Source organism: Streptomyces colwelliae (genome assembly GCF_048158785.1).
Classification (GTDB): domain Bacteria; phylum Actinomycetota; class Actinomycetes; order Streptomycetales; family Streptomycetaceae; genus Streptomyces.
Genome location: NZ_JBLTJC010000032.1, coordinates 29,268 through 48,125 on the forward strand (window position 1 = coordinate 29,268; position 18,858 = coordinate 48,125).

Consider the following 18,858-nt stretch of genomic DNA (forward strand, 5'->3'; position numbering starts at 1 on the left):
AAATCGCAGGTGAGCGGGGCATAACCCGCTGACGCGACTACGCAGAGTGCCCATCGCCGTACGCGATGGGCACTCTGCGTTGTGCAACCCTTTCCCGAGTTTCCCTGTCTGACCTGGCGGAGCGACCATGGAGCGAGGATTGAGCGGTATCGGTCGCTTCGGCCAGGCCTGAACCCTGAAAGCAGGGGGTAACCGACCGGAACGAGATGCGAGGAGCCCATGTCCGCCGAGAGCACGCCGGAGCCCGCCATACCGGGCAAGGACGGCAACAGCGGCCCGCGCCACCGCGCCGGAGGCCGTAAGAAGGACCGCAGTCCGCGCAGCAAGGCCCTGCTGATCACGGCCTGGGTCGCGGCGGGCGTCGTGGTGCTGGGCGGCACCGGTGCCGGGTACGTGTACTTCAAGCTCAACGGCAACATCAAGAGCGTCGACATCAACCAGGCCCTCGGCACCGACCGCCCGGTCAAGGTCGACAACGGCTCGGAGAACATCCTGGTCCTGGGCTCGGACAGCCGCTCCGGCACCAACAAGAAGCTGGGCGGCGGCACCGACGACGGCAGCGCCCGCTCCGACACCGCGATGGTCATCCACGTCTACAAGGGCCACAAGAAGGCCAGCGTGGTGTCCATCCCGCGTGACACCCTCATCGACCGCCCCGAGTGCACCGACACCAAGGGCGTCACGCACGACGCGGCGTCCGGCGTGATGTTCAACTCGGCGTACACGACCGGTGGCGCGGCCTGCGCGGTGAAGACCGTCGAGTCCATCTCCGGCCTGCGCATGGACCACTACCTCGAAGTCGACTTCTCCGGCTTCGAGAAGCTCATCAACGAGCTCGGCGGTGTCCAGATCACCACCACCAAGGACATCAAGGACTCGCAGAGCCATCTGAACCTCAAGGCCGGCACACACACGCTCAACGGCTCGCAGGCCCTCGGCCTGGTCCGCACCCGGCACGGCGTCGGCGACGGTTCCGACCTCGGCCGCATCCAGCTCCAGCAGGCCTTCATCAAGGCCCTGGTCAACCAGGTCAAGCACATAGGCGTCCTGACCAGCCCGACCAAGTTGTACGCCCTCGCCAACACCGCCACCGAGGCCGTCACCACCGACTCCGACCTGGGCTCCGTGAACTCCCTCACGTCCTTCGCCAACGGCCTCAAGGGCATCAGCTCGAAGAACATGAACATGGTCACGATGCCGGTCGAGTACGACCCGGCCAACCCGAACCGCGTGATCGTGGAGAAGTCGAAGGCCCAGCTGGTCTGGAACGCCCTGAAGAACGACCAGCCGATTCCCGCGGCGGCGACCAAGGGGACGGCAACAGGCGAAGCCAAGGGCGTCGTAACAGCTGGCTGAGGCGCACCCCCCCAGGGGCGCGGGGCTGTGTCGATTTGCGGCTCCGCCGCGGGGCGCGCTCAGCCACAACGCACCCGCAGGGGAATAGACAACAGCAACCCCCCGTTTTGGGAGATGGCTCCAGTGCTGGCAGACTGGACAGTCGGCCCCGGTTCACGCGACCGCATCCGCGGCAGCGACCCGGAGCCCTCCCGAAACTAGGAGACACCCTTGAAGCGCGAGATCCACCCCGAGTACGTCGAGACCCAGGTCAGCTGCACCTGCGGCGCGTCGTTCACCACCCGCAGCACGATCACCAGCGGAGCGATCCGCGCCGAGGTCTGCTCCGAGTGCCACCCGTTCTACACGGGCAAGCAGAAGATCCTCGACACCGGTGGCCGCGTGGCCCGCTTCGAGGCCCGCTTCGGCAAGGCTGCTGCCGGCTCCACGAAGTAGCGAGCTCCATTTCGCCGGTCCACGGCCACGCCCTTTTTCGGCGTGCCGGGACCGGCGTTTTTGGTCGCCCGCCTTCCCTTCCGTACGCATTTCAGGAGCCCAAGATGTTCGAGGCTGTCGAGGACCTCATCGGCGAGCACGCCGACCTTGAGAAGAAGCTCGCCGACCCGTCGGTCCACGCCGACCAGGCCAACGCGCGCAAGCTGAACAAGCGCTACGCCGAGCTCACCCCGATCGTCGCCACGTACCGCTCCTGGAAGCAGACCGGCGACGACATCGAGACCGCGCGTGAACTCGGCGCCGACGACCCGGAGTTCGCGGCCGAGGTCAAGGAGCTGGAGAAGCAGCGCGACGAGATCACGGAGAAGCTGCGGCTGCTGCTGGTGCCGCGCGACCCCAACGACGACAAGGACGTGATCCTTGAGGTCAAGGCGGGCGCGGGCGGCGACGAGTCCGCCCTGTTCGCCGGTGACCTGCTGCGCATGTACCTGCGGTACGCGGAGCGCGTCGGCTGGAAGACCGAGATCATCGACGCCACCGAGTCCGATCAGGGCGGCTACAAGGACGTCCAGGTCGCCGTGAAGACCAAGGGCGGCAACGGCGCGACCGAGCCCGGCCAGGGTGTCTGGGCCCGCCTGAAGTACGAGGGTGGCGTGCACCGTGTGCAGCGCGTCCCGGCGACCGAGTCCGCGGGCCGTATCCACACCTCGGCGGCCGGTGTCCTGGTCACGCCCGAGGCGGAGGAGGTCGACGTCGAGATCAACCCGAACGACCTCCGCATCGACGTCTACCGCTCGTCCGGTCCCGGCGGCCAGTCCGTCAACACGACCGACTCCGCGGTGCGCATCACGCACATTCCGACCGGAGTCGTCGCTTCCTGCCAGAACGAGAAGAGCCAGCTGCAGAACAAGGAGCAGGCACTGCGTATCCTGCGCTCCAGGCTGCTCGCCGCGGCGCAGGAGGAGGCGGAGAAGAATGCCGCCGACGCCCGCCGCAGCCAGGTCCGCACGGTCGACCGCTCCGAGAAGATCCGTACGTACAACTTCCCGGAGAACCGCATCTCCGACCACCGCGTCGGATTCAAGGCGTACAACCTGGACCAGGTCCTGGACGGCGACCTCGACGCGATGATCCAGGCTTGCGTGGACGCGGACTCGGCCGCCAAGCTCGCGGCGGCGTAACACAACGGCACGCACGGCACGTTCGGCACGGACGAGTACGACACGGAGGACTTGCGTGAACCTGCTGCTAGCAGAGGTGGCCCAGGCCACCCAGCGGCTGGCCGACGCCGGCGTGCCCTCGCCGCGCAACGACGCGGAGGAGCTCGCCGCGTACGTGCACGGTGTGAAGCGGGGCGAGCTGCACTCCGTGAAGGACGTGGACTTCGACGCCCGCTACTGGGAGACCATCGCCCGGCGCGAGCAGCGTGAGCCGCTCCAGCACATCACCGGCCGCGCCTTCTTCCGGTACCTCGAACTCCAGGTCGGGCCAGGGGTGTTCGTGCCGCGCCCCGAGACCGAGTCGGTGGTCGGCTGGGCCATAGATGCGGTCCGCGCGATGGACGTCGTAGAGCCGCTGATCGTGGATCTGTGCACCGGCTCCGGCGCCATCGCGCTCGCTCTCGCGCAGGAGGTCCCGCGCTCCCGGGTGCACGCCGTGGAGCTGTCCGAGGACGCCCTCCAGTGGACCCGCAAGAACATGGAGGGGTCGCGGGTCGACCTGCGGCAGGGCAATGCCCTGGACGCCTTCCCCGACCTCGACGGCCATGTCGACCTGGTCATCTCCAATCCGCCGTACATCCCGCTCACGGAGTGGGAGTACGTCGCTCCCGAGGCCCGGGACTACGACCCCGAACTCGCCCTGTTCTCAGGGGAGGACGGCCTCGACCTGATCCGCGGCATCGAACGCACCGCACACCGTCTCCTCCGTCCCGGCGGTGTCGTCGTCATCGAGCACGCCGACACCCAGGGCGGTCAGGTGCCGTGGATCTTCACCGAGGAGCGTGGCTGGGCCGACGCGGCCGACCACCCCGATCTCAACAACCGCCCGCGCTTCGCGACCGCCCGCAAGGCCATGCCATGACAGCAGCGTTCGCTACGGCAGCAGCGAGTGAGCCGAAGGGGCGCGTCGGTGTCGAGGGCGCTGGGGGTCCCCCCTCTGGGGGAGCGCGGAGGCCCGCAGGGTCGAGCACGGTCGCGGTCTCGACACCGACAACAGGCGCCCCGGAGGCGAACCGAGCTACGAAAAAAGGAGACCGCTAGACATGGCACGGCGATACGACACCAACGACGCGACCGACCGCACGACGGGTCTGCGCGAGGCCGCGTCCGCCGTCCGCCGGGGCGAACTCGTGGTCCTGCCGACCGACACGGTCTACGGCATCGGGGCCGACGCGTTCTCCTCGGAGGCCGTCGCCGATCTCCTGGACGCCAAGGGCCGGGGCCGCAACATGCCCACCCCCGTCCTCATCGGCTCCCCGAACACGCTGCACGGCCTCGTCACGGACTTCTCCGAGCTGGCCTGGGAACTCGTCGACGCGTTCTGGCCGGGCGCCCTCACCCTGGTCGCCAAGCACCAGCCGTCGCTCCAGTGGGACCTGGGCGACACCCGGGGCACGGTCGCCGTACGGATGCCGCTGCACCCGGTCGCGATCGAGCTGCTGACGGAGGTCGGCCCGATGGCGGTCTCCTCGGCGAACCTCACCGGGCACCCCGCGCCGGAGGACTGTGACGCGGCCCAGGAGATGCTCGGCGACTCGGTCTCCGTGTACCTCGACGGCGGTCCGACGCCCGGCAACGTGCCGTCGTCGATCGTCGACGTCACGCGCGAGGTGCCGCTGCTGCTGCGCGCGGGCGCGATCTCGGCGGAGGAGCTGCGCAAGGTCGTACCCGACCTCGAGGTGGCGAATTGACAGCCCCTGACGCGGGGCGTGGCATAGGCAACGGGGAAGTGACGGGGACCTTCGGGCTTCCCATGGACAGCTTCCGCATCCTCCACGTCAGCACCGGCAACGTGTGCCGCTCGCCGATCACCGAGCGGCTGACCCGTCATGCCCTGGCGGACCGGCTCGGCGACCCGCTGTGGGGCGGGCTGATCGTGGAGAGCGCCGGCACATGGGGCCATGAGGGCGCACCCATGGAGACCAACGCGGCGACCGTCCTCACCGACTTCGGCGCGGACCCCTCCGGGTTCACCGGCCGCGAGCTGCTCGACGACCACGTGATCCGCGCCGACCTGGTCCTGACGGCCACCCGGGACCACCGCGCCCAGGTCATCTCGATGGGCCACTCGGCGGGCCTGCGCACCTTCACCCTGAAGGAGTTCACCCGCCTGGTGAAGGCCATAGACCCGGCGACCCTGCCGCCCCTGGAGGACGGCATGGTGGCCCGTGCCCGCGCCCTGGTCCGCGCGGCGGCGGCCCTGCGCGGCTGGCTCCTGGCCCCCACGGCAGAGGCGGACGAGGTCTTCGACCCGTACGGCGCCCCGCTCCCGTTCTTCCGCTCCATCGGCGACGAGATAAACCAGGCGATCGACCCGGTGGTGACGGCACTGACGGGTGTTCCTGCGCGGACTTGAGCCGGGGACGCCCGCCGCGGAGCGGCTGATGTAGCTGAACCAGGCGATCGACCCGGTGGTCACCGCCCTCACAGGCGTACCGGCCAAGACGTAGCAACGGCCGCGCGCCTCACCCGCCCCGGGCCTACATTGGACGTACGTCACCGTCGACGCCCCGGAGCCTGCCATGTCGGTCACCCCTGTCCTTGAGGCCGATGTCCTGCGCCGTCAGGACCCCGAGCTGGCCGAGATCCTGCTCGGGGAGCTGACCCGGCAGTCGACGACGCTCCAGCTGGTCGCCGCCGAGAACTTCACCTCGCCCGCCGTGCTGGCCGCGCTCGGCTCCCCGCTCGCCAATAAGTACGCCGAGGGATACCCCGGCGCCCGCCACCACGGCGGCTGCGAGATCGTCGACGTCGCCGAGCGCGTCGCCGTAGAACGGGCGAAGGCGCTGTTCGGCGCCGAGCACGCCAACGTGCAGGCGCACTCCGGGTCTTCGGCCGTGCTCGCCGCCTACGCCGCGCTGCTGCGGCCCGGCGACACCGTCCTCGCGCTGGGGCTGCCGTACGGCGGGCATCTCACGCACGGGTCGCCCGCCAACTTCTCCGGGCGGTGGTTCGACTTCGTCGGGTACGGAGTGGACGCGGAGACCGGGCTCATCGATTACCCGCAGGTGCGTTCCCTCGCCCGTACGCATCGGCCCAAGGCGATCGTGTGCGGGTCCATCGCCTATCCCCGGCACATCGACTACGCCTTCTTCCGCGAGGTCGCCGACGAGGTGGGCGCCTATCTCATCGCCGACGCCGCGCATCCCATCGGGCTCGTCGCCGGCGGAGCGGCGCCGAACCCGGTGCCGTACGCCGATGTCGTCTGCGCGACCACGCACAAGGTGCTGCGCGGGCCGCGCGGCGGGATGCTGCTGTGCGGGAGCGAGCTGGCCGAGCGGGTCGACCGGGCCGTCTTTCCGTTCACGCAGGGCGGCGCGCAGATGCACACCATCGCGGCGAAGGCCGTCGCGTTCGGCGAGGCGGCGACCCCGGCCTTCACGGCGTACGCCCATCAGGTGGTCTCCAACGCCCGGGTGCTCGCGGCGGGTCTGGCGGCCGAGGGGCTGGTCGTCACCACCGGCGGCACCGACACCCACCTCATCACCGCCGACCCGCTGCCCCTCGGCGTCGACGGACGCGCCGCACGCGGTCAACTCGCTGCCGCCGGGCTGGTGTTGGACTGCTGCGCGCTGCCGCACGGAGACTCGCGCGGGCTGCGGCTGGGTACCGCCGCGGTGACCACGCAGGGCATGGGGGAGGGCGAGATGGCGGGCATCTCGGCGCTGATCGCGGGAGTGCTGCGCGGCCGGACCGACACCAGGCTGGCCCGTGACGAAGTGCGGGATCTTGTGGGTGGATTCCCGCCGTATCCGGGCTGAACGGGGGTACCCGGACCCAGGTACACAGCCACACGTGCAACCATCGTCGCTACCCGGAAGTCCCCAACCATATGCGTCCCTCGCTAGGGTGTGGGGCTGTGATGGCCAGCGAGACCTGTGGGGAAGCCTGTGCGTGAATACCTGCTGACGCTCTGCGTGACGGCCGCGGTGACGTATCTGCTGACCGGGCCGGTGCGGAAGTTCGCGATCGTGGCCGGGGCGATGCCGGAGATCAGGGCCCGTGACGTGCACCGGGAACCCACTCCGCGGCTCGGCGGTATCGCCATGTTCTTCGGTCTGTGCGCGGGTCTGCTGGTCGCCGACCACCTGACCAACCTCAGCGAGGTCTTCGAGAACTCGGACGAGCCGCGCGCCCTGCTCTCCGGGGCGGCCCTGATCTGGCTGATCGGTGTCCTGGACGACAAGTTCGAGATCGACGCCCTGATCAAGCTGGGCGGCCAGATGATCGCCGCCGGCGTGATGGTCATGCAGGGTCTGACGATCCTGTGGCTGCCCATCCCGGGCGTCGGCAACGTGGCGCTGACCCAGTGGCAGGGCACCCTGCTCACGGTCGCCCTGGTCGTCATCACCATCAACGCGGTCAACTTCGTCGACGGCCTCGACGGCCTGGCCTCCGGCATGGTGTGCATCGCGGCCGCGGCGTTCTTCCTGTACGCCTACCGGATCTGGTACTCGTACGGCATCGAGGCCGCCGCCCCGGCCACGCTCTTCTCCGCGATCCTGATGGGCATGTGCCTGGGCTTCCTGCCGCACAACATGCACCCCGCGCGCATCTTCATGGGCGACTCCGGCTCGATGCTGATCGGCCTGGTGCTGGCCGCGGGTGCGATCTCCATCACGGGACAGGTCGACCCGGACGCGCTCCAGCTGTTCGTCGGCTCGGAGAAGGCGGCGGTGCACCAGACGGTGCCGGTCTACATCCCGCTGCTGCTGCCGCTGACGATCATCGCGGTGCCAGCCGCCGACCTGGTGCTGGCGATCGTCCGCCGCACCTGGCGCGGTCAGTCGCCATTTGCAGCGGACCGCGGCCATCTGCACCACCGGCTCCTGGAGATCGGCCACTCGCACAGCCGGGCGGTGCTGATCATGTACTTCTGGTCGGCGCTGATCGCGTTCGGGGCGCTGTCCTACTCGGTCAACTCGGCCTCGATGTGGATCGTCCTCGGCATCGTCTTCCTGAGCGCGATCGGGCTGCTGCTGCTTCTGCTGCCGCGCTTCACACCGCGTGCGCCGCGTTGGGCCGAGTTCTTGGTGCCGCCGCGATATCGCCGTCGTAGGGCCGCGGTTGACCCCGTTGTGGTGCTGGCGGAAGAAGACCGCGCCCCGCGCGCCCCGATCACCGCCGGAGTGTCAGGAGTCAACGGGGCGACCGCTGTCGGCGCCCGTTCGCGCCTCCTGGACGGACGTAAAGCCGAGTCGTCGCGCTGACGCCAAGGTAAGAATCTGACTAAAGCGTTGCCATCTCGTGGGAGGACAAAGCCTCCCTATACCAGACAAGTTGGCCGCTATTTTGCACAGACGCGCACTGTCACTCTCATGTGTGACAGCAAGCACACCTTCTAGGTAAAGACCGCATCAAATAGTTTGTGATACGGTTCACGAGAACCCGGGACAGAGCCGAAGGACCGTAGTGCGAGGGTCCATTGGCGTGAGGTTCTCTCTCATCCCGGGACTACGCTCGTCCATGACGACACGCCCCCCTTAGCAAGCGGAGTTGCCGCCATGCCGTCCAATGACGCCCGGATTCTCCTTCAAGCCGCTGTGCCCACAGCTGCCGTCGGCGCGATTGCCGCCGTGGTCAGTGGTGTGGTCGCCGGCGGCGAAGGAGCTATTGGGGCAGCCGTTGGGACGCTGATCGTGATCCTCTTCATGGGAATCGGGCTCTACGTTCTGCAGCGCACTGCCAAATCGCTTCCGCACCTGTTCCAGGCGATGGGCCTCATGCTCTTCGCGGCGCAGATTCTTCTGCTGTTCATCTTCCTGGCCGCGTTCAAGCACACCACGCTGTTCAATCCCAAGGCCTTCGCGTTCACGCTGCTCGCCGGCACCATCATCTGGACCGCCGCGCAGACCCGTGCCCACATGAAGGCCAAGATCCTCTACGTCGAGCCCGAGAAGTCGGGGCATTCGTCGTGAGAGGTAGGGCCGGGATAAGAGCACGTAAGCGACCCTGCTATCGTCCGGTGCCAACTGCGGCATCGCGGGCGCGGGCATCTGAGCTGACGCCTGCTCAATCGCGAGGCTTGATGCCCCACTGCCGCCCCCACATCCGTAACACCAGTCCAGTGCCGAACCGCGGCTGTCCGCCGCGCCGACACAACGAGGTTGCCGTACCTATGCGCCACGCTGAAGGAGCCCGCGGTGAGTGCTGACCCGACGCAGGTGCTCGCCTTCGAGACCGACTGCCACATCTTCGACGGCTGTGGCTTCCCGGCTCCCGGCCTGCACTCGTTCCTGTTCAAGCCCCTTCTGGGGGACGGCGACAGCAACGTGTACTTCAACAAGCCGATGCTGCTGGCGCTGATCGGTTCGGTCATCGTTGTCGGCTTCTTCTGGGCCGCCTTCCGTAAGCCGAAGGTCGTCCCCGGCAAGTTGCAGATGGTCGCCGAGTCCGGCTACGACTTCATCCGCCGCGGAGTCGTCTACGAGACGATCGGAAAGAAGGAGGGCGAGAAGTACGTACCGCTGGTCGTCTCGCTCTTCTTCTTCATCTGGATGATGAACCTCTGGTCGATCGTCCCGGTCGCCCAGTTCCCGGTGACGTCGATCATCGCGTACCCGATCGTCCTCGCGATCATCGTCTACATCACCTGGGTCTCGCTGACGTTCAAGCGGCACGGATTCGTCGGCGCGTTCAAGAACTTCACGGGCTACGACAAGTCGCTCGGCCCGGTTCTCCCGCTGGCGATGTTCATCGAGTTCCTGTCGAACCTGATCGTCCGGCCGTTCACGCACGCGGTGCGACTGTTCGCCAACATGTTCGCGGGCCACACCCTGCTGCTGCTCTTTACGATCGCCAGCTGGTACCTGCTCAACGGCATCGGCATCGCCTACGCGGGTGTCTCGTTCATCATGGTCCTCGTGATGACGGCCTTCGAGCTCTTCATCCAGGCCCTGCAGGCCTACGTCTTCGTGCTGTTGACCTGCACCTTCATCCAGGGCGCGCTCGCCGAGAACCACTGAGCAGCACCCCCTGCAAAACCCCCTGAGCGTCCGGTGGCCAACCCCCGCCGGTCCGTATAGATAAGGAAGAATCAGCATGGCTGCCACTGAGACCCTCGCTGCCGTTTCCGGTTCGCTCGGCTCCATCGGCTACGGCCTCGCCGCCATCGGTCCCGGCGTCGGCGTCGGCATCATCTTCGGCAACGGCACCCAGGCTCTTGCCCGTCAGCCCGAAGCTGCCGGCCTGATCCGCGCCAACCAGATCCTCGGCTTCGCCTTCTGTGAGGCCCTGGCCCTCATCGGCCTGGTCATGCCGTTCGTCTACGGCATCTGATCTGTCGATCAGCAACAGCCCACTAGACGAAAGGCACTGACATGAGCCAGCTGCTCATTCTGGCGGCCGAGAAGGAGAACCCTCTCGTCCCGCCGATCCCCGAGCTTGTCATCGGCCTGATCGCCTTCGTCATCGTCTTCGGCTTCCTCGCCAAGAAGCTCCTCCCGAACATCAACAAGGTTCTGGACGAGCGGCGCGAGGCCATCGAGGGCGGTATCGAGAAGGCCGAGGCCGCCCAGACCGAGGCACAGAGCGTGCTTGAGCAGTACAAGGCTCAGCTCGCCGAGGCCCGGCACGAGGCCGCGCGTCTGCGCCAGGAGGCGCAGGAGCAGGGCGCCACGCTCATCGCCGAGATGCGCGCGGAAGGCCAGCGGCAGCGCGAGGAGATCGTCGCCGCCGGTCACACGCAGATCGACGCCGACCGCAAGGCCGCTTCGCAGGCGCTGCGCCAGGACGTGGGCAAGCTCGCCACCGACCTGGCCGGCAAGCTCGTCGGCGAGTCCCTCGAGGACCACGCCCGGCAGAGCCGCGTGATCGACCGTTTCCTCGATGAACTCGAGGAGAAGGCCGAGGCCGCACGATGAACGGAGCGAGCCGCGAGGCCCTGGCAGCCGCACGTGAGCGTCTCGACGCGCTGACGGACTCCACGTCCGTGAACGCGGCGCAGCTCGCCGACGAGCTGGCCGCCGTCACCGCGCTGCTCGGCCGTGAGGTGTCCCTGCGCCGAGTCCTCACCGACCCGGCGCAGGACGGCGAGGCCAAGGCCCAGCTGGCCGAGCGCCTGCTCGGCGCCCAGGTCGGCGGCCCCGCCCTCGACCTGCTGTCCGGCATGGTGCGCTCCCGCTGGTCGCAGTCCCGCGACCTGGTGGACGCGCTGGAGGAGCTGGCGGCCACCGCCGACCTCACCGCCGCCCAGCAGTCGGGCGAGCTCGACGACGTCGAGGACGAGCTGTTCCGGTTCGGCCGGATCGTCTCCTCGAACACCGGACTGCGCGCCGCGCTGACCAACCGCGCCGCCGGCACCGCGGCCAAGAGCGAGCTGCTCGGCAGCCTGCTCGGTGGCCGTGCCAAGCCGGCCACCGAGCGACTGGTGACCCGCCTGGTGACCGCGCCCCGGGGACGTAGCCTGGAAGCGGGACTCGAGTCCCTGTCCAAGCTCGCCGCCGAGCGCCGCAGCCGCCTGGTCGCGGTCGTCACCACGGCGGTCCCGCTGAGCGACCCGCAGAAGCAGCGCCTGGGCGCCGCCCTCGCGAAGCTCTACGGCCGCCACATGCACCTGAACATCGACGTGGACCCCGAGGTCCTCGGCGGCATCCGGGTGCAGGTCGGCGACGAGGTCATCAACGGTTCCATCGCGGACCGTCTCGATGACGCCTCCCGCCGCATGGCGAGCTAGCAGCACCACAACAAAGACGTAGTAAGGCGGCCCGAGTTGGGCCGTGCAGAGGATTCACCTCGTCATGGGGGGAGTCCCCCCATCCCCCCAAGTGAAACTTCGGGCCCAACAAGGAGAGCAGGGAACCCAGATGGCGGAGCTCACGATCCGGCCGGAGGAGATCCGGGACGCGCTGGAGAACTTCGTCCAGTCGTACAAGCCGGACGCGGCCTCGCGCGAGGAGGTCGGCACGGTCACCCTTGCCGGCGACGGCATCGCGAAGGTCGAGGGCCTCCCCTCGGCCATGGCCAACGAACTGCTGAAGTTCGAGGACGGCACCCTCGGTCTCGCGCTCAACCTCGAAGAGCGTGAGATCGGTACCGTCATCCTCGGCGAGTTCAGCGGTGTCGAGGAGGGCCAGCCGGTCACCCGCACCGGAGAGGTCCTGTCCGTCGCCGTCGGCGAGGGCTACCTCGGCCGTGTCGTCGACCCGCTCGGCAACCCGATCGACGGCCTCGGCGAGATCGAGACCACCGGCCGCCGCGCGCTGGAGCTTCAGGCCCCGGGCGTCATGGTCCGCAAGTCGGTGCACGAGCCGATGGAGACCGGCTACAAGGCCGTCGACGCGATGACCCCGATCGGCCGTGGCCAGCGTCAGCTGATCATCGGCGACCGCCAGACGGGCAAGACCGCCCTGGCCGTCGACACGATCATCAACCAGCGCGACAACTGGCGCTCGGGCGACGTGAACAAGCAGGTCCGCTGCATCTACGTCGCCATCGGTCAGAAGGGCTCCACCATCGCCTCCGTGCGTGGTGCGCTCGAAGAGGCCGGCGCGCTGGAGTACACGACCATCGTCGCCGCCCCGGCGTCCGACCCGGCCGGCTTCAAGTACCTTGCGCCGTACACCGGTTCGGCCATCGGCCAGCACTGGATGTACGACGGCAAGCACGTCCTCATCATCTTCGACGACCTCTCGAAGCAGGCCGACGCCTACCGCGCCGTGTCCCTGCTGCTGCGCCGTCCGCCGGGCCGCGAGGCCTACCCGGGTGACGTCTTCTACCTGCACTCCCGTCTGCTGGAGCGCTGCGCGAAGCTCTCCGACGAGATGGGCAAGGGCTCGATGACCGGTCTGCCGATCGTCGAGACCAAGGCCAACGACGTCTCGGCGTTCATCCCGACCAACGTCATCTCCATCACCGACGGCCAGTGCTTCCTGGAGTCGGACCTCTTCAACGCCGGTCAGCGCCCCGCGCTGAACGTCGGTATCTCCGTCTCCCGAGTCGGTGGTTCCGCGCAGCACAAGGCGATGAAGCAGGTCTCCGGGCGACTGCGCCTCGACCTCGCCCAGTACCGCGAGCTGGAGGCGTTCGCCGCCTTCGGTTCCGACCTGGACGCCGCGTCGAAGTCGCAGCTGGAGCGCGGTCAGCGGCTGGTCGAGCTGCTCAAGCAGCCGCAGTACCAGCCGATGCCCACCGAGGACCAGGTCGTCTCCGTGTGGTCCGCGACCACCGGCAAGATGGACGACGTACCGGTCGAGGACATCCGCCGCTTCGAGAAGGAGCTGCTTGAGTACCTGCACCGCAAGGAGCAGGGCCTCATGACCTCCATCAAGGAGGGCGGCAAGATGTCGGACGACACCCTCACCGCCGCCGCGGACGCGATCGCCGAGTTCAAGAAGCAGTTCGAGACCTCGGACGGCAAGCTCCTCGGCGAGGACGCCCCGGCCGCGGCCAAGTGACGTAGGAAGGGACCTGACTCATGGGAGCCCAGCTCCGGGTCTACAAGCGTCGCATCCGATCCGTCACCGCGACCAAGAAGATCACCAAGGCGATGGAGATGATCGCCGCCTCGCGCGTCGTCAAGGCGCACCGCAAGGTGCAGGCCTCGACGCCGTACGCGAAGGAACTGACGCGCGCGGTCACGGCGGTCGGTACGGGTTCCAACACCCGGCACCCGCTGACCACCGAGGCCGAGACGCCGACCCGTTCCGCTGTGCTGCTCCTCACGAGCGACCGCGGTCTGGCCGGCGCCTTCAACTCCAACGCCATCAAGGCCGCGGAGCAGCTGACCGCGCGTCTTGAGGCCGAGGGCAAGGAGGTCGACACGTACATCGTCGGCCGCCGCGGTGTCGCCCACTACAACTTCCGTGAGCGCAAGATCGCGGAGCAGTGGACCGGCTTCACCGACCAGCCCGAGTACGCGGACGCGAAGAAGGTCGCGGGTCCGCTGATCGAGGCGATCGAGACGGAGACGGCGGAGGGCGGCGTGGACGAACTCCACATCGTCTACACCGAGTTCGTCTCGATGATGACGCAGACGCCGATCGACAGCCGGCTGCTGCCCCTCAGCCTCGAAGAGGTCGCGGAGGACGTGCCCTCGGGCGAGATCCTTCCGCTGTACGACTTCGAGCCGTCGGCGGAGGACGTCCTGGACGCCCTGCTGCCGCGGTACGTCGAGAGCCGTATCTACAACGCGCTGCTTCAGTCGGCTGCCTCCAAGCACGCCGCCACCCGCCGCGCGATGAAGTCGGCGACCGACAACGCGGGAGACCTGATCACCACGCTCTCCCGTCTTGCCAACGCGGCCCGCCAGGCCGAAATCACCCAGGAAATCAGCGAGATCGTCGGTGGCTCCGCAGCCCTGGCCGACGCGACCGCGGGGAGTGACAAGTAATGACGACGACAGTTGAGACGGCCGTTGCCACGGGCCGCGTCGCCCGGGTCATCGGCCCGGTCGTCGACGTGGAGTTCCCCGTCGACGCGATGCCGGAGATCTACAACGCTCTGCACGTCGAGGTGGCCGACCCGGCCCTGGACGGTGCGCAGAAGACGCTGACCCTGGAGGTCGCCCAGCACCTGGGTGACGGCCTGGTCCGCACGATCTCGATGCAGCCCACCGACGGTCTGGTCCGCCAGGCCGCCGTCACCGACACGGGCACGGGCATCACCGTCCCGGTCGGCGACTTCACCAAGGGCAAGGTGTTCAACACCCTTGGTGAGGTGCTGAACAGCGACGAGAAGTACACGGGCGAGCGCTGGTCCATCCACCGCAAGGCCCCGCGCTTCGACGAGCTCGAGTCGAAGACCGAGATGTTCGAGACCGGCGTCAAGGTCATCGACCTGCTGACCCCGTACGTCAAGGGCGGCAAGATCGGCCTGTTCGGCGGTGCCGGCGTCGGCAAGACGGTGCTCATCCAGGAGATGATCTACCGCGTCGCCAACAACCACGACGGTGTCTCGGTGTTCGCCGGTGTCGGCGAGCGCACCCGTGAGGGCAACGACCTCATCGAGGAGATGGCCGACTCGGGCGTCATCGACAAGACGGCGCTCGTCTTCGGCCAGATGGACGAGCCCCCGGGCACCCGTCTGCGCGTGGCCCTGGCCGGTCTGACCATGGCGGAGTACTTCCGCGATGTGCAGAACCAGGACGTGCTGTTCTTCATCGACAACATCTTCCGGTTCACGCAGGCCGGTTCCGAGGTCTCGACCCTGCTCGGCCGCATGCCCTCCGCGGTGGGCTACCAGCCGAACCTGGCCGACGAGATGGGTCTCCTCCAGGAGCGCATCACCTCGACCCGCGGTCACTCGATCACCTCGATGCAGGCGATCTACGTCCCCGCGGACGACCTGACCGACCCGGCCCCGGCCACCACGTTCGCCCACCTCGACGCGACGACGGTTCTCTCCCGTCCGATCTCCGAGAAGGGCATCTACCCGGCCGTGGACCCGCTGGACTCCACGTCCCGCATCCTGGACCCGCGGTACATCGCGGCGGAGCACTACAACACCGCGATGCGCGTCAAGACGGTCCTCCAGAAGTACAAGGACCTCCAGGACATCATCGCGATCCTCGGTATCGACGAGCTGGGCGAGGAGGACAAGCTCACCGTCCACCGTGCCCGTCGCGTGGAGCGCTTCCTGTCCCAGAACACCCACGTCGCCAAGCAGTTCACCGGCGTCGACGGGTCGGACGTCCCGCTGGACGAGTCGATCGTGGCCTTCAACTCGATCATCGACGGCGAGTACGACCACTTCCCGGAGCAGGCGTTCTTCCTCTGCGGTGGTATCGAGGACCTGAAGGCGAACGCGAAGGAGCTGGGCGTCTCCTGACCCCGTGCTTCACCTGAGGGGGTGGGGCGTGTCCCACCCCCTCTTTCATGCCTACTAGAATTGAACCCACACCCGGCACGACCGCCGGGTGGTGACCCGAGGAGCCCACCTTGGCTGCTGAGCTGCATGTCGAGCTCGTCGCCGCGGACCGCCAGGTCTGGTCCGGCGAGGCCACCCTGGTCGTCGCGCGCACCACGTCCGGCGACATCGGCGTCATGCCCGGTCACCAGCCGCTGCTCGGTGTGCTGGAGTCGGGCCCGGTGACCATCCGCACGAGCGACGGCGGGACGGTCGTCGCCGCGGTGCACGGCGGTTTCATCTCGTTCGCGGACAACAAGCTGTCGCTGCTCGCCGAGATCGCCGAGCTGTCGGACGAGATCGACGTCCAGCGCGTGGAGCGGGAGCTGGAGCGTGCGAAGGCGGAGGGCGACGAGTCCGCCGAGCGCCGCGCGGACGTCCGACTGCGTGCGGCGGAGACGCGCTGAACCCAGGTTTGACGCTATGACGTGACTCAGCCGCGGCTGGGACCGGAGGAATCCGGCCCCAGCCGCGGCTGAGGCGAATGTGGGTGTTTTTTCCGTTCCGTTACCTGTTTTACCTAGGAGACGAGGAGGTCGGTGTCGATGGTCCTCGCTCTGACTGTGTGCGGAATTGTCGTGGCCCTTGTGGCGGTGGGGCTGTTCGTCTTCGGCCTGCGCCGCAGACTCATCCAGCGCTCCGGCGGCACCTTCGACTGTTCCCTGCGCTGGGACGTCCCGGAGAAACCCGACACCAACGGCAAGGGCTGGAGCTACGGCGTCGCCCGCTACAACGGCGACCGCATCGAGTGGTACCGCGTCTTCTCCTACGCCTACCGCCCGCGCCGCACACTGGAACGCTCCGCGATCGAGGTCGCCGGCCGCCGCCTCCCCGAGGGCGAGGAGGAGCTGGCGCTGCTCTCCGACGCCGTCATCCTCACCTGCCTGCACCGCGGCACCCGCCTCGAACTCGCCATGAGCGAGGACGCGTTGACGGGTTTCCTGGCCTGGCTGGAGGCGGCTCCGCCCGGCCAGCGGGTCAACGTGGCCTGAGCGGACACACGGGGTTGGGTACGTCGGCCTGACTGACGACGGCCGTGTGGGGCTCGGGGCTGAGCATGACGGTGACGTTGACCGGGCTGGCGGCCAGGAGTGCGGCTGCCGCCGCTCCGGCGAAGGCGCCGACGGACGCGATCCTGGAGTTGACGGGCTTCTTGGCGTTGTGGGTCGTGGTGGGCCTGCGCTTCATGGTTTCCCCCGAATGAGATATTCCGCTTATTGTCGCGAGACCCACAATGTGCCCGGTCGGCGGCCTGTCCCCACCCGCCATCCGGCCTGAGGCACGGGCCGAAGGTCCCTAGAGGGCGCACGCCGGGGGCGCGTGCCGCGCACAGCGCGCCCTACGCAGGACCTTCCACGCAACGCACCGCGGACAGACCGGAGAGGTCTGTCCGCGGCAGGGCGCTGAGCAGCGTGGGGATCAGCTCAGCCCGCTGTTGATGGCGGTCACCAGCTCACCGTTGCTGGTGTCGCCGCTGAAGTCCCAGAAAAACGCGCCGCCCAGACCCTGGGTCTTGGCCCAGCTCATCTTTCCGGCGATCGTGCTCGGGGTGTCGTAGGACCACCAGTTGCTGCCGCAGTGGGCGTACGCCGTGCCCGCGATGGTGCCGGTGACGGGGCAGGACGTCTTGAGGACCTTGTAGTCCTCGATGCCCTGTTCGTAGGTGCCGGGCGCCGGGCCTGTGGCCGTGCCGCCCGGGGCGTCCTGGGTGACGCCGGTCCAGCCTCTGCCGTAGAAGCCGATGCCGATGAGCAGCTTGCTCGCGGCTACGCCCTTCGACTTGAACTTGGCGATCGCGTCGGCCGTGGTGAAGCCTGGCGTCGGGATGCCGGTGTAGGTGGTGAGCGGGGAGTGCGGGGCGGTCGGGCCGTCCGCGTCGAAGGCGCCGAAGAAGTCGTACGTCATCACGTTGTACCAGTCGACGTACTGGGCCGCGCCCGCGTAGTCGGCGGCGTCGATCTTGCCGCCGGAGGTGCCGTCCGCCGTGGTGGCGGCGGTGACCAGGTTGCTGGAGCCGAACTTGGTGCGCAGGGCGGACATCAGGTTCTTGTACGCCGCAGCGCCGCTGGTGTCGCAGGACAGGCCGCAGGCGTTCGGGTACTCCCAGTCGATGTCGATGCCGTCGAAGACGTCGGCCCAGCGCGGGTCCTCGACCAGGCTGTAGCAGGAGTTGGCGAACGCGGTCGGGTTGGCCGCCGCCTGCGCGAAGCCGCCGGACCAGGTCCAGCCGCCGAAGGACCAGAGGATCTTGATGTTCGGGTACTTGGCCTTCAGCTCGCGCAGCTGGTTGAAGTTACCGGCCAGCGGCTGGTCCCAGGTGTCGGCGACGCCGCTGACCGACTGGTCGGCGGTGAACGTCTTCTGGTAGTCGGCGTAGGCGTCACCGATCGCGCACTGCCCGTTCGTCACGTTGCCGAACGCGTAGTTGATGTGCGTGATCTTCGCGGCCGAGCCCGAGGTCACCAGGTTCTTGACCTGGTAGTTGCGGGTGTAGGTGCCCCACTCGGTGAGATACCCGAGCTTGACCTTGCTGGCGGTGGTCGGGGGAGTGGTCGTACCGCCCGTGGTGTGCACGGCGACCGCGCCGCTGACCGGTCCTGTCTGGTCCGCGGTGTCGCGGGCCTGCACGGTGTACGAGTAGTCGGTGCCGGCGGTCAGGCCGGTGTTCGTGTACGACGTCGTCGTCACCGTGGCGACCTTGGTGCCGTCGCGCAGGACGTCGTAGTTCTTGACGCCCTTGTCGTCGGTGGCCGCGCTCCAGGAGAGGTTCACCGAGGTGTCGGTGATCGAGGAGGCGGTGCACACCAGCGCCCTGCGTACGGTGATGATTTCCTCCTGTGGCACCTGGCTGGCCAGCGCCGACATCAGCGGCGCGGTGGCCCGCGACACCGACGCGTCGATGTCCAGGCAACCCGCGAACTGCATGGGTTGATTGGCCACGATGCCTACCGGGCGGCCCTCGACCCGGCCGAAACCGGTGAGGATGTTCGGGGCGAAGAGTGGC

At 68.2% G+C, this 18,858-nt stretch carries 20 protein-coding genes; 18 read left to right on the plus strand and 2 right to left on the minus strand.

The annotated features are described in order from the left end of the window. Positions 1–219 precede the first annotated feature (219 nt). From ACNFOC_RS09850 to ACNFOC_RS09935, 18 genes are all read left to right on the plus strand, one after another. A complete protein-coding gene (locus ACNFOC_RS09850; protein WP_416958701.1) occupies positions 220–1,356 on the plus strand; it encodes an LCP family protein in 1,137 nt (378 codons plus the stop codon). Positions 1,357–1,566: 210 nt separating this feature from the next. Continuing rightward, a complete protein-coding gene (gene rpmE / locus ACNFOC_RS09855) occupies positions 1,567–1,791 on the plus strand; it encodes a 50S ribosomal protein L31 (RefSeq protein WP_416958702.1) in 225 nt (74 codons plus the stop codon). 104 nt (positions 1,792–1,895) lie between these two features. After that, positions 1,896–2,972 carry a peptide chain release factor 1 gene (gene prfA, locus ACNFOC_RS09860; protein WP_416958703.1) on the plus strand — a complete coding sequence of 359 codons (1,077 nt, stop codon included), beginning with the start codon at positions 1,896–1,898 and terminating at the stop codon, positions 2,970–2,972. Positions 2,973–3,027: 55 nt separating this feature from the next. Continuing rightward, positions 3,028–3,873: a peptide chain release factor N(5)-glutamine methyltransferase gene (prmC, locus tag ACNFOC_RS09865; protein ID WP_416958704.1), complete on the plus strand. Its 846-nt coding sequence runs from the start codon at positions 3,028–3,030 to the stop codon at positions 3,871–3,873. 181 nt (positions 3,874–4,054) lie between these two features. Then, a complete protein-coding gene (locus ACNFOC_RS09870) occupies positions 4,055–4,702 on the plus strand; it encodes an L-threonylcarbamoyladenylate synthase (RefSeq protein ID WP_033285396.1) in 648 nt (215 codons plus the stop codon). Continuing rightward, positions 4,699–5,367, plus strand: a complete 669-nt coding sequence (locus tag ACNFOC_RS09875; RefSeq protein ID WP_043683118.1) for an arsenate reductase/protein-tyrosine-phosphatase family protein — start codon at positions 4,699–4,701, stop codon at positions 5,365–5,367. The genes ACNFOC_RS09870 and ACNFOC_RS09875 overlap by 4 nt, the downstream gene beginning before the upstream one ends. 166 nt (positions 5,368–5,533) lie before the next feature. Beyond that, on the plus strand, positions 5,534–6,772 hold the full coding sequence (glyA, locus tag ACNFOC_RS09880; protein WP_416958705.1) for a serine hydroxymethyltransferase: 1,239 nt from the start codon (positions 5,534–5,536) through the stop codon (positions 6,770–6,772). A 129-nt stretch (positions 6,773–6,901) separates the two neighbouring features. After that, positions 6,902–8,221 carry an MraY family glycosyltransferase gene (locus ACNFOC_RS09885; RefSeq protein WP_416958706.1) on the plus strand — a complete coding sequence of 440 codons (1,320 nt, stop codon included), beginning with the start codon at positions 6,902–6,904 and terminating at the stop codon, positions 8,219–8,221. 294 nt (positions 8,222–8,515) lie between these two features. Continuing rightward, entirely contained in the window at positions 8,516–8,929 is a 414-nt protein-coding gene (locus ACNFOC_RS09890) for a Cg1360 family ATP-synthase-associated protein (protein WP_406454589.1), read from the plus strand. A gap of 225 nt (positions 8,930–9,154) precedes the next feature. Beyond that, positions 9,155–9,976 (plus strand): F0F1 ATP synthase subunit A, encoded by an 822-nt coding sequence (gene atpB, locus ACNFOC_RS09895; RefSeq protein WP_416958707.1) that lies wholly within the window; start codon positions 9,155–9,157, stop codon positions 9,974–9,976. Positions 9,977–10,052: 76 nt separating this feature from the next. Then, the gene (locus tag ACNFOC_RS09900; protein WP_416958708.1) at positions 10,053–10,289 is read left to right on the plus strand and encodes an ATP synthase subunit C-like protein; all 237 of its coding nucleotides are present in this window, start codon (positions 10,053–10,055) and stop codon (positions 10,287–10,289) included. A 41-nt stretch (positions 10,290–10,330) separates the two neighbouring features. After that, positions 10,331–10,873 (plus strand): F0F1 ATP synthase subunit B, encoded by a 543-nt coding sequence (locus ACNFOC_RS09905; protein ID WP_200679770.1) that lies wholly within the window; start codon positions 10,331–10,333, stop codon positions 10,871–10,873. Then, complete coding sequence (locus ACNFOC_RS09910; RefSeq protein ID WP_416958709.1) at positions 10,870–11,685, plus strand: F0F1 ATP synthase subunit delta; 816 nt, start codon at positions 10,870–10,872, stop codon at positions 11,683–11,685. The genes ACNFOC_RS09905 and ACNFOC_RS09910 overlap by 4 nt, the downstream gene beginning before the upstream one ends. 130 nt (positions 11,686–11,815) lie before the next feature. Continuing rightward, on the plus strand, positions 11,816–13,405 hold the full coding sequence (atpA, locus tag ACNFOC_RS09915; RefSeq protein WP_416958710.1) for a F0F1 ATP synthase subunit alpha: 1,590 nt from the start codon (positions 11,816–11,818) through the stop codon (positions 13,403–13,405). Positions 13,406–13,425: 20 nt separating this feature from the next. Continuing rightward, entirely contained in the window at positions 13,426–14,340 is a 915-nt protein-coding gene (locus ACNFOC_RS09920) for a F0F1 ATP synthase subunit gamma (protein WP_416958711.1), read from the plus strand. Beyond that, positions 14,340–15,776, plus strand: coding sequence for a F0F1 ATP synthase subunit beta (gene atpD / locus ACNFOC_RS09925; RefSeq protein ID WP_416958712.1), 1,437 nt, complete (start codon positions 14,340–14,342; stop codon positions 15,774–15,776). Before ACNFOC_RS09920 ends, atpD begins: the two co-directional genes overlap by 1 nt. 110 nt (positions 15,777–15,886) lie before the next feature. Continuing rightward, complete coding sequence (locus ACNFOC_RS09930; RefSeq protein WP_365309655.1) at positions 15,887–16,261, plus strand: F0F1 ATP synthase subunit epsilon; 375 nt, start codon at positions 15,887–15,889, stop codon at positions 16,259–16,261. Positions 16,262–16,399: 138 nt separating this feature from the next. Continuing rightward, positions 16,400–16,846, plus strand: a complete 447-nt coding sequence (locus tag ACNFOC_RS09935) for a DUF2550 domain-containing protein (RefSeq protein ID WP_416958713.1) — start codon at positions 16,400–16,402, stop codon at positions 16,844–16,846. Here the strand turns inward: ACNFOC_RS09935 and ACNFOC_RS09940 are convergent. Next, on the minus strand, positions 16,833–17,042 hold the full coding sequence (locus ACNFOC_RS09940) for a hypothetical protein (protein WP_416958714.1): 210 nt from the start codon (positions 17,040–17,042) through the stop codon (positions 16,833–16,835). The genes ACNFOC_RS09935 and ACNFOC_RS09940 overlap by 14 nt on opposite strands. A gap of 231 nt (positions 17,043–17,273) precedes the next feature. Beyond that, positions 17,274–18,858, minus strand: a 1,585-nt coding sequence (locus ACNFOC_RS09945) for a glycoside hydrolase family 18 protein (RefSeq protein WP_416958715.1), incomplete at its 5' end; no start/stop codon positions are given.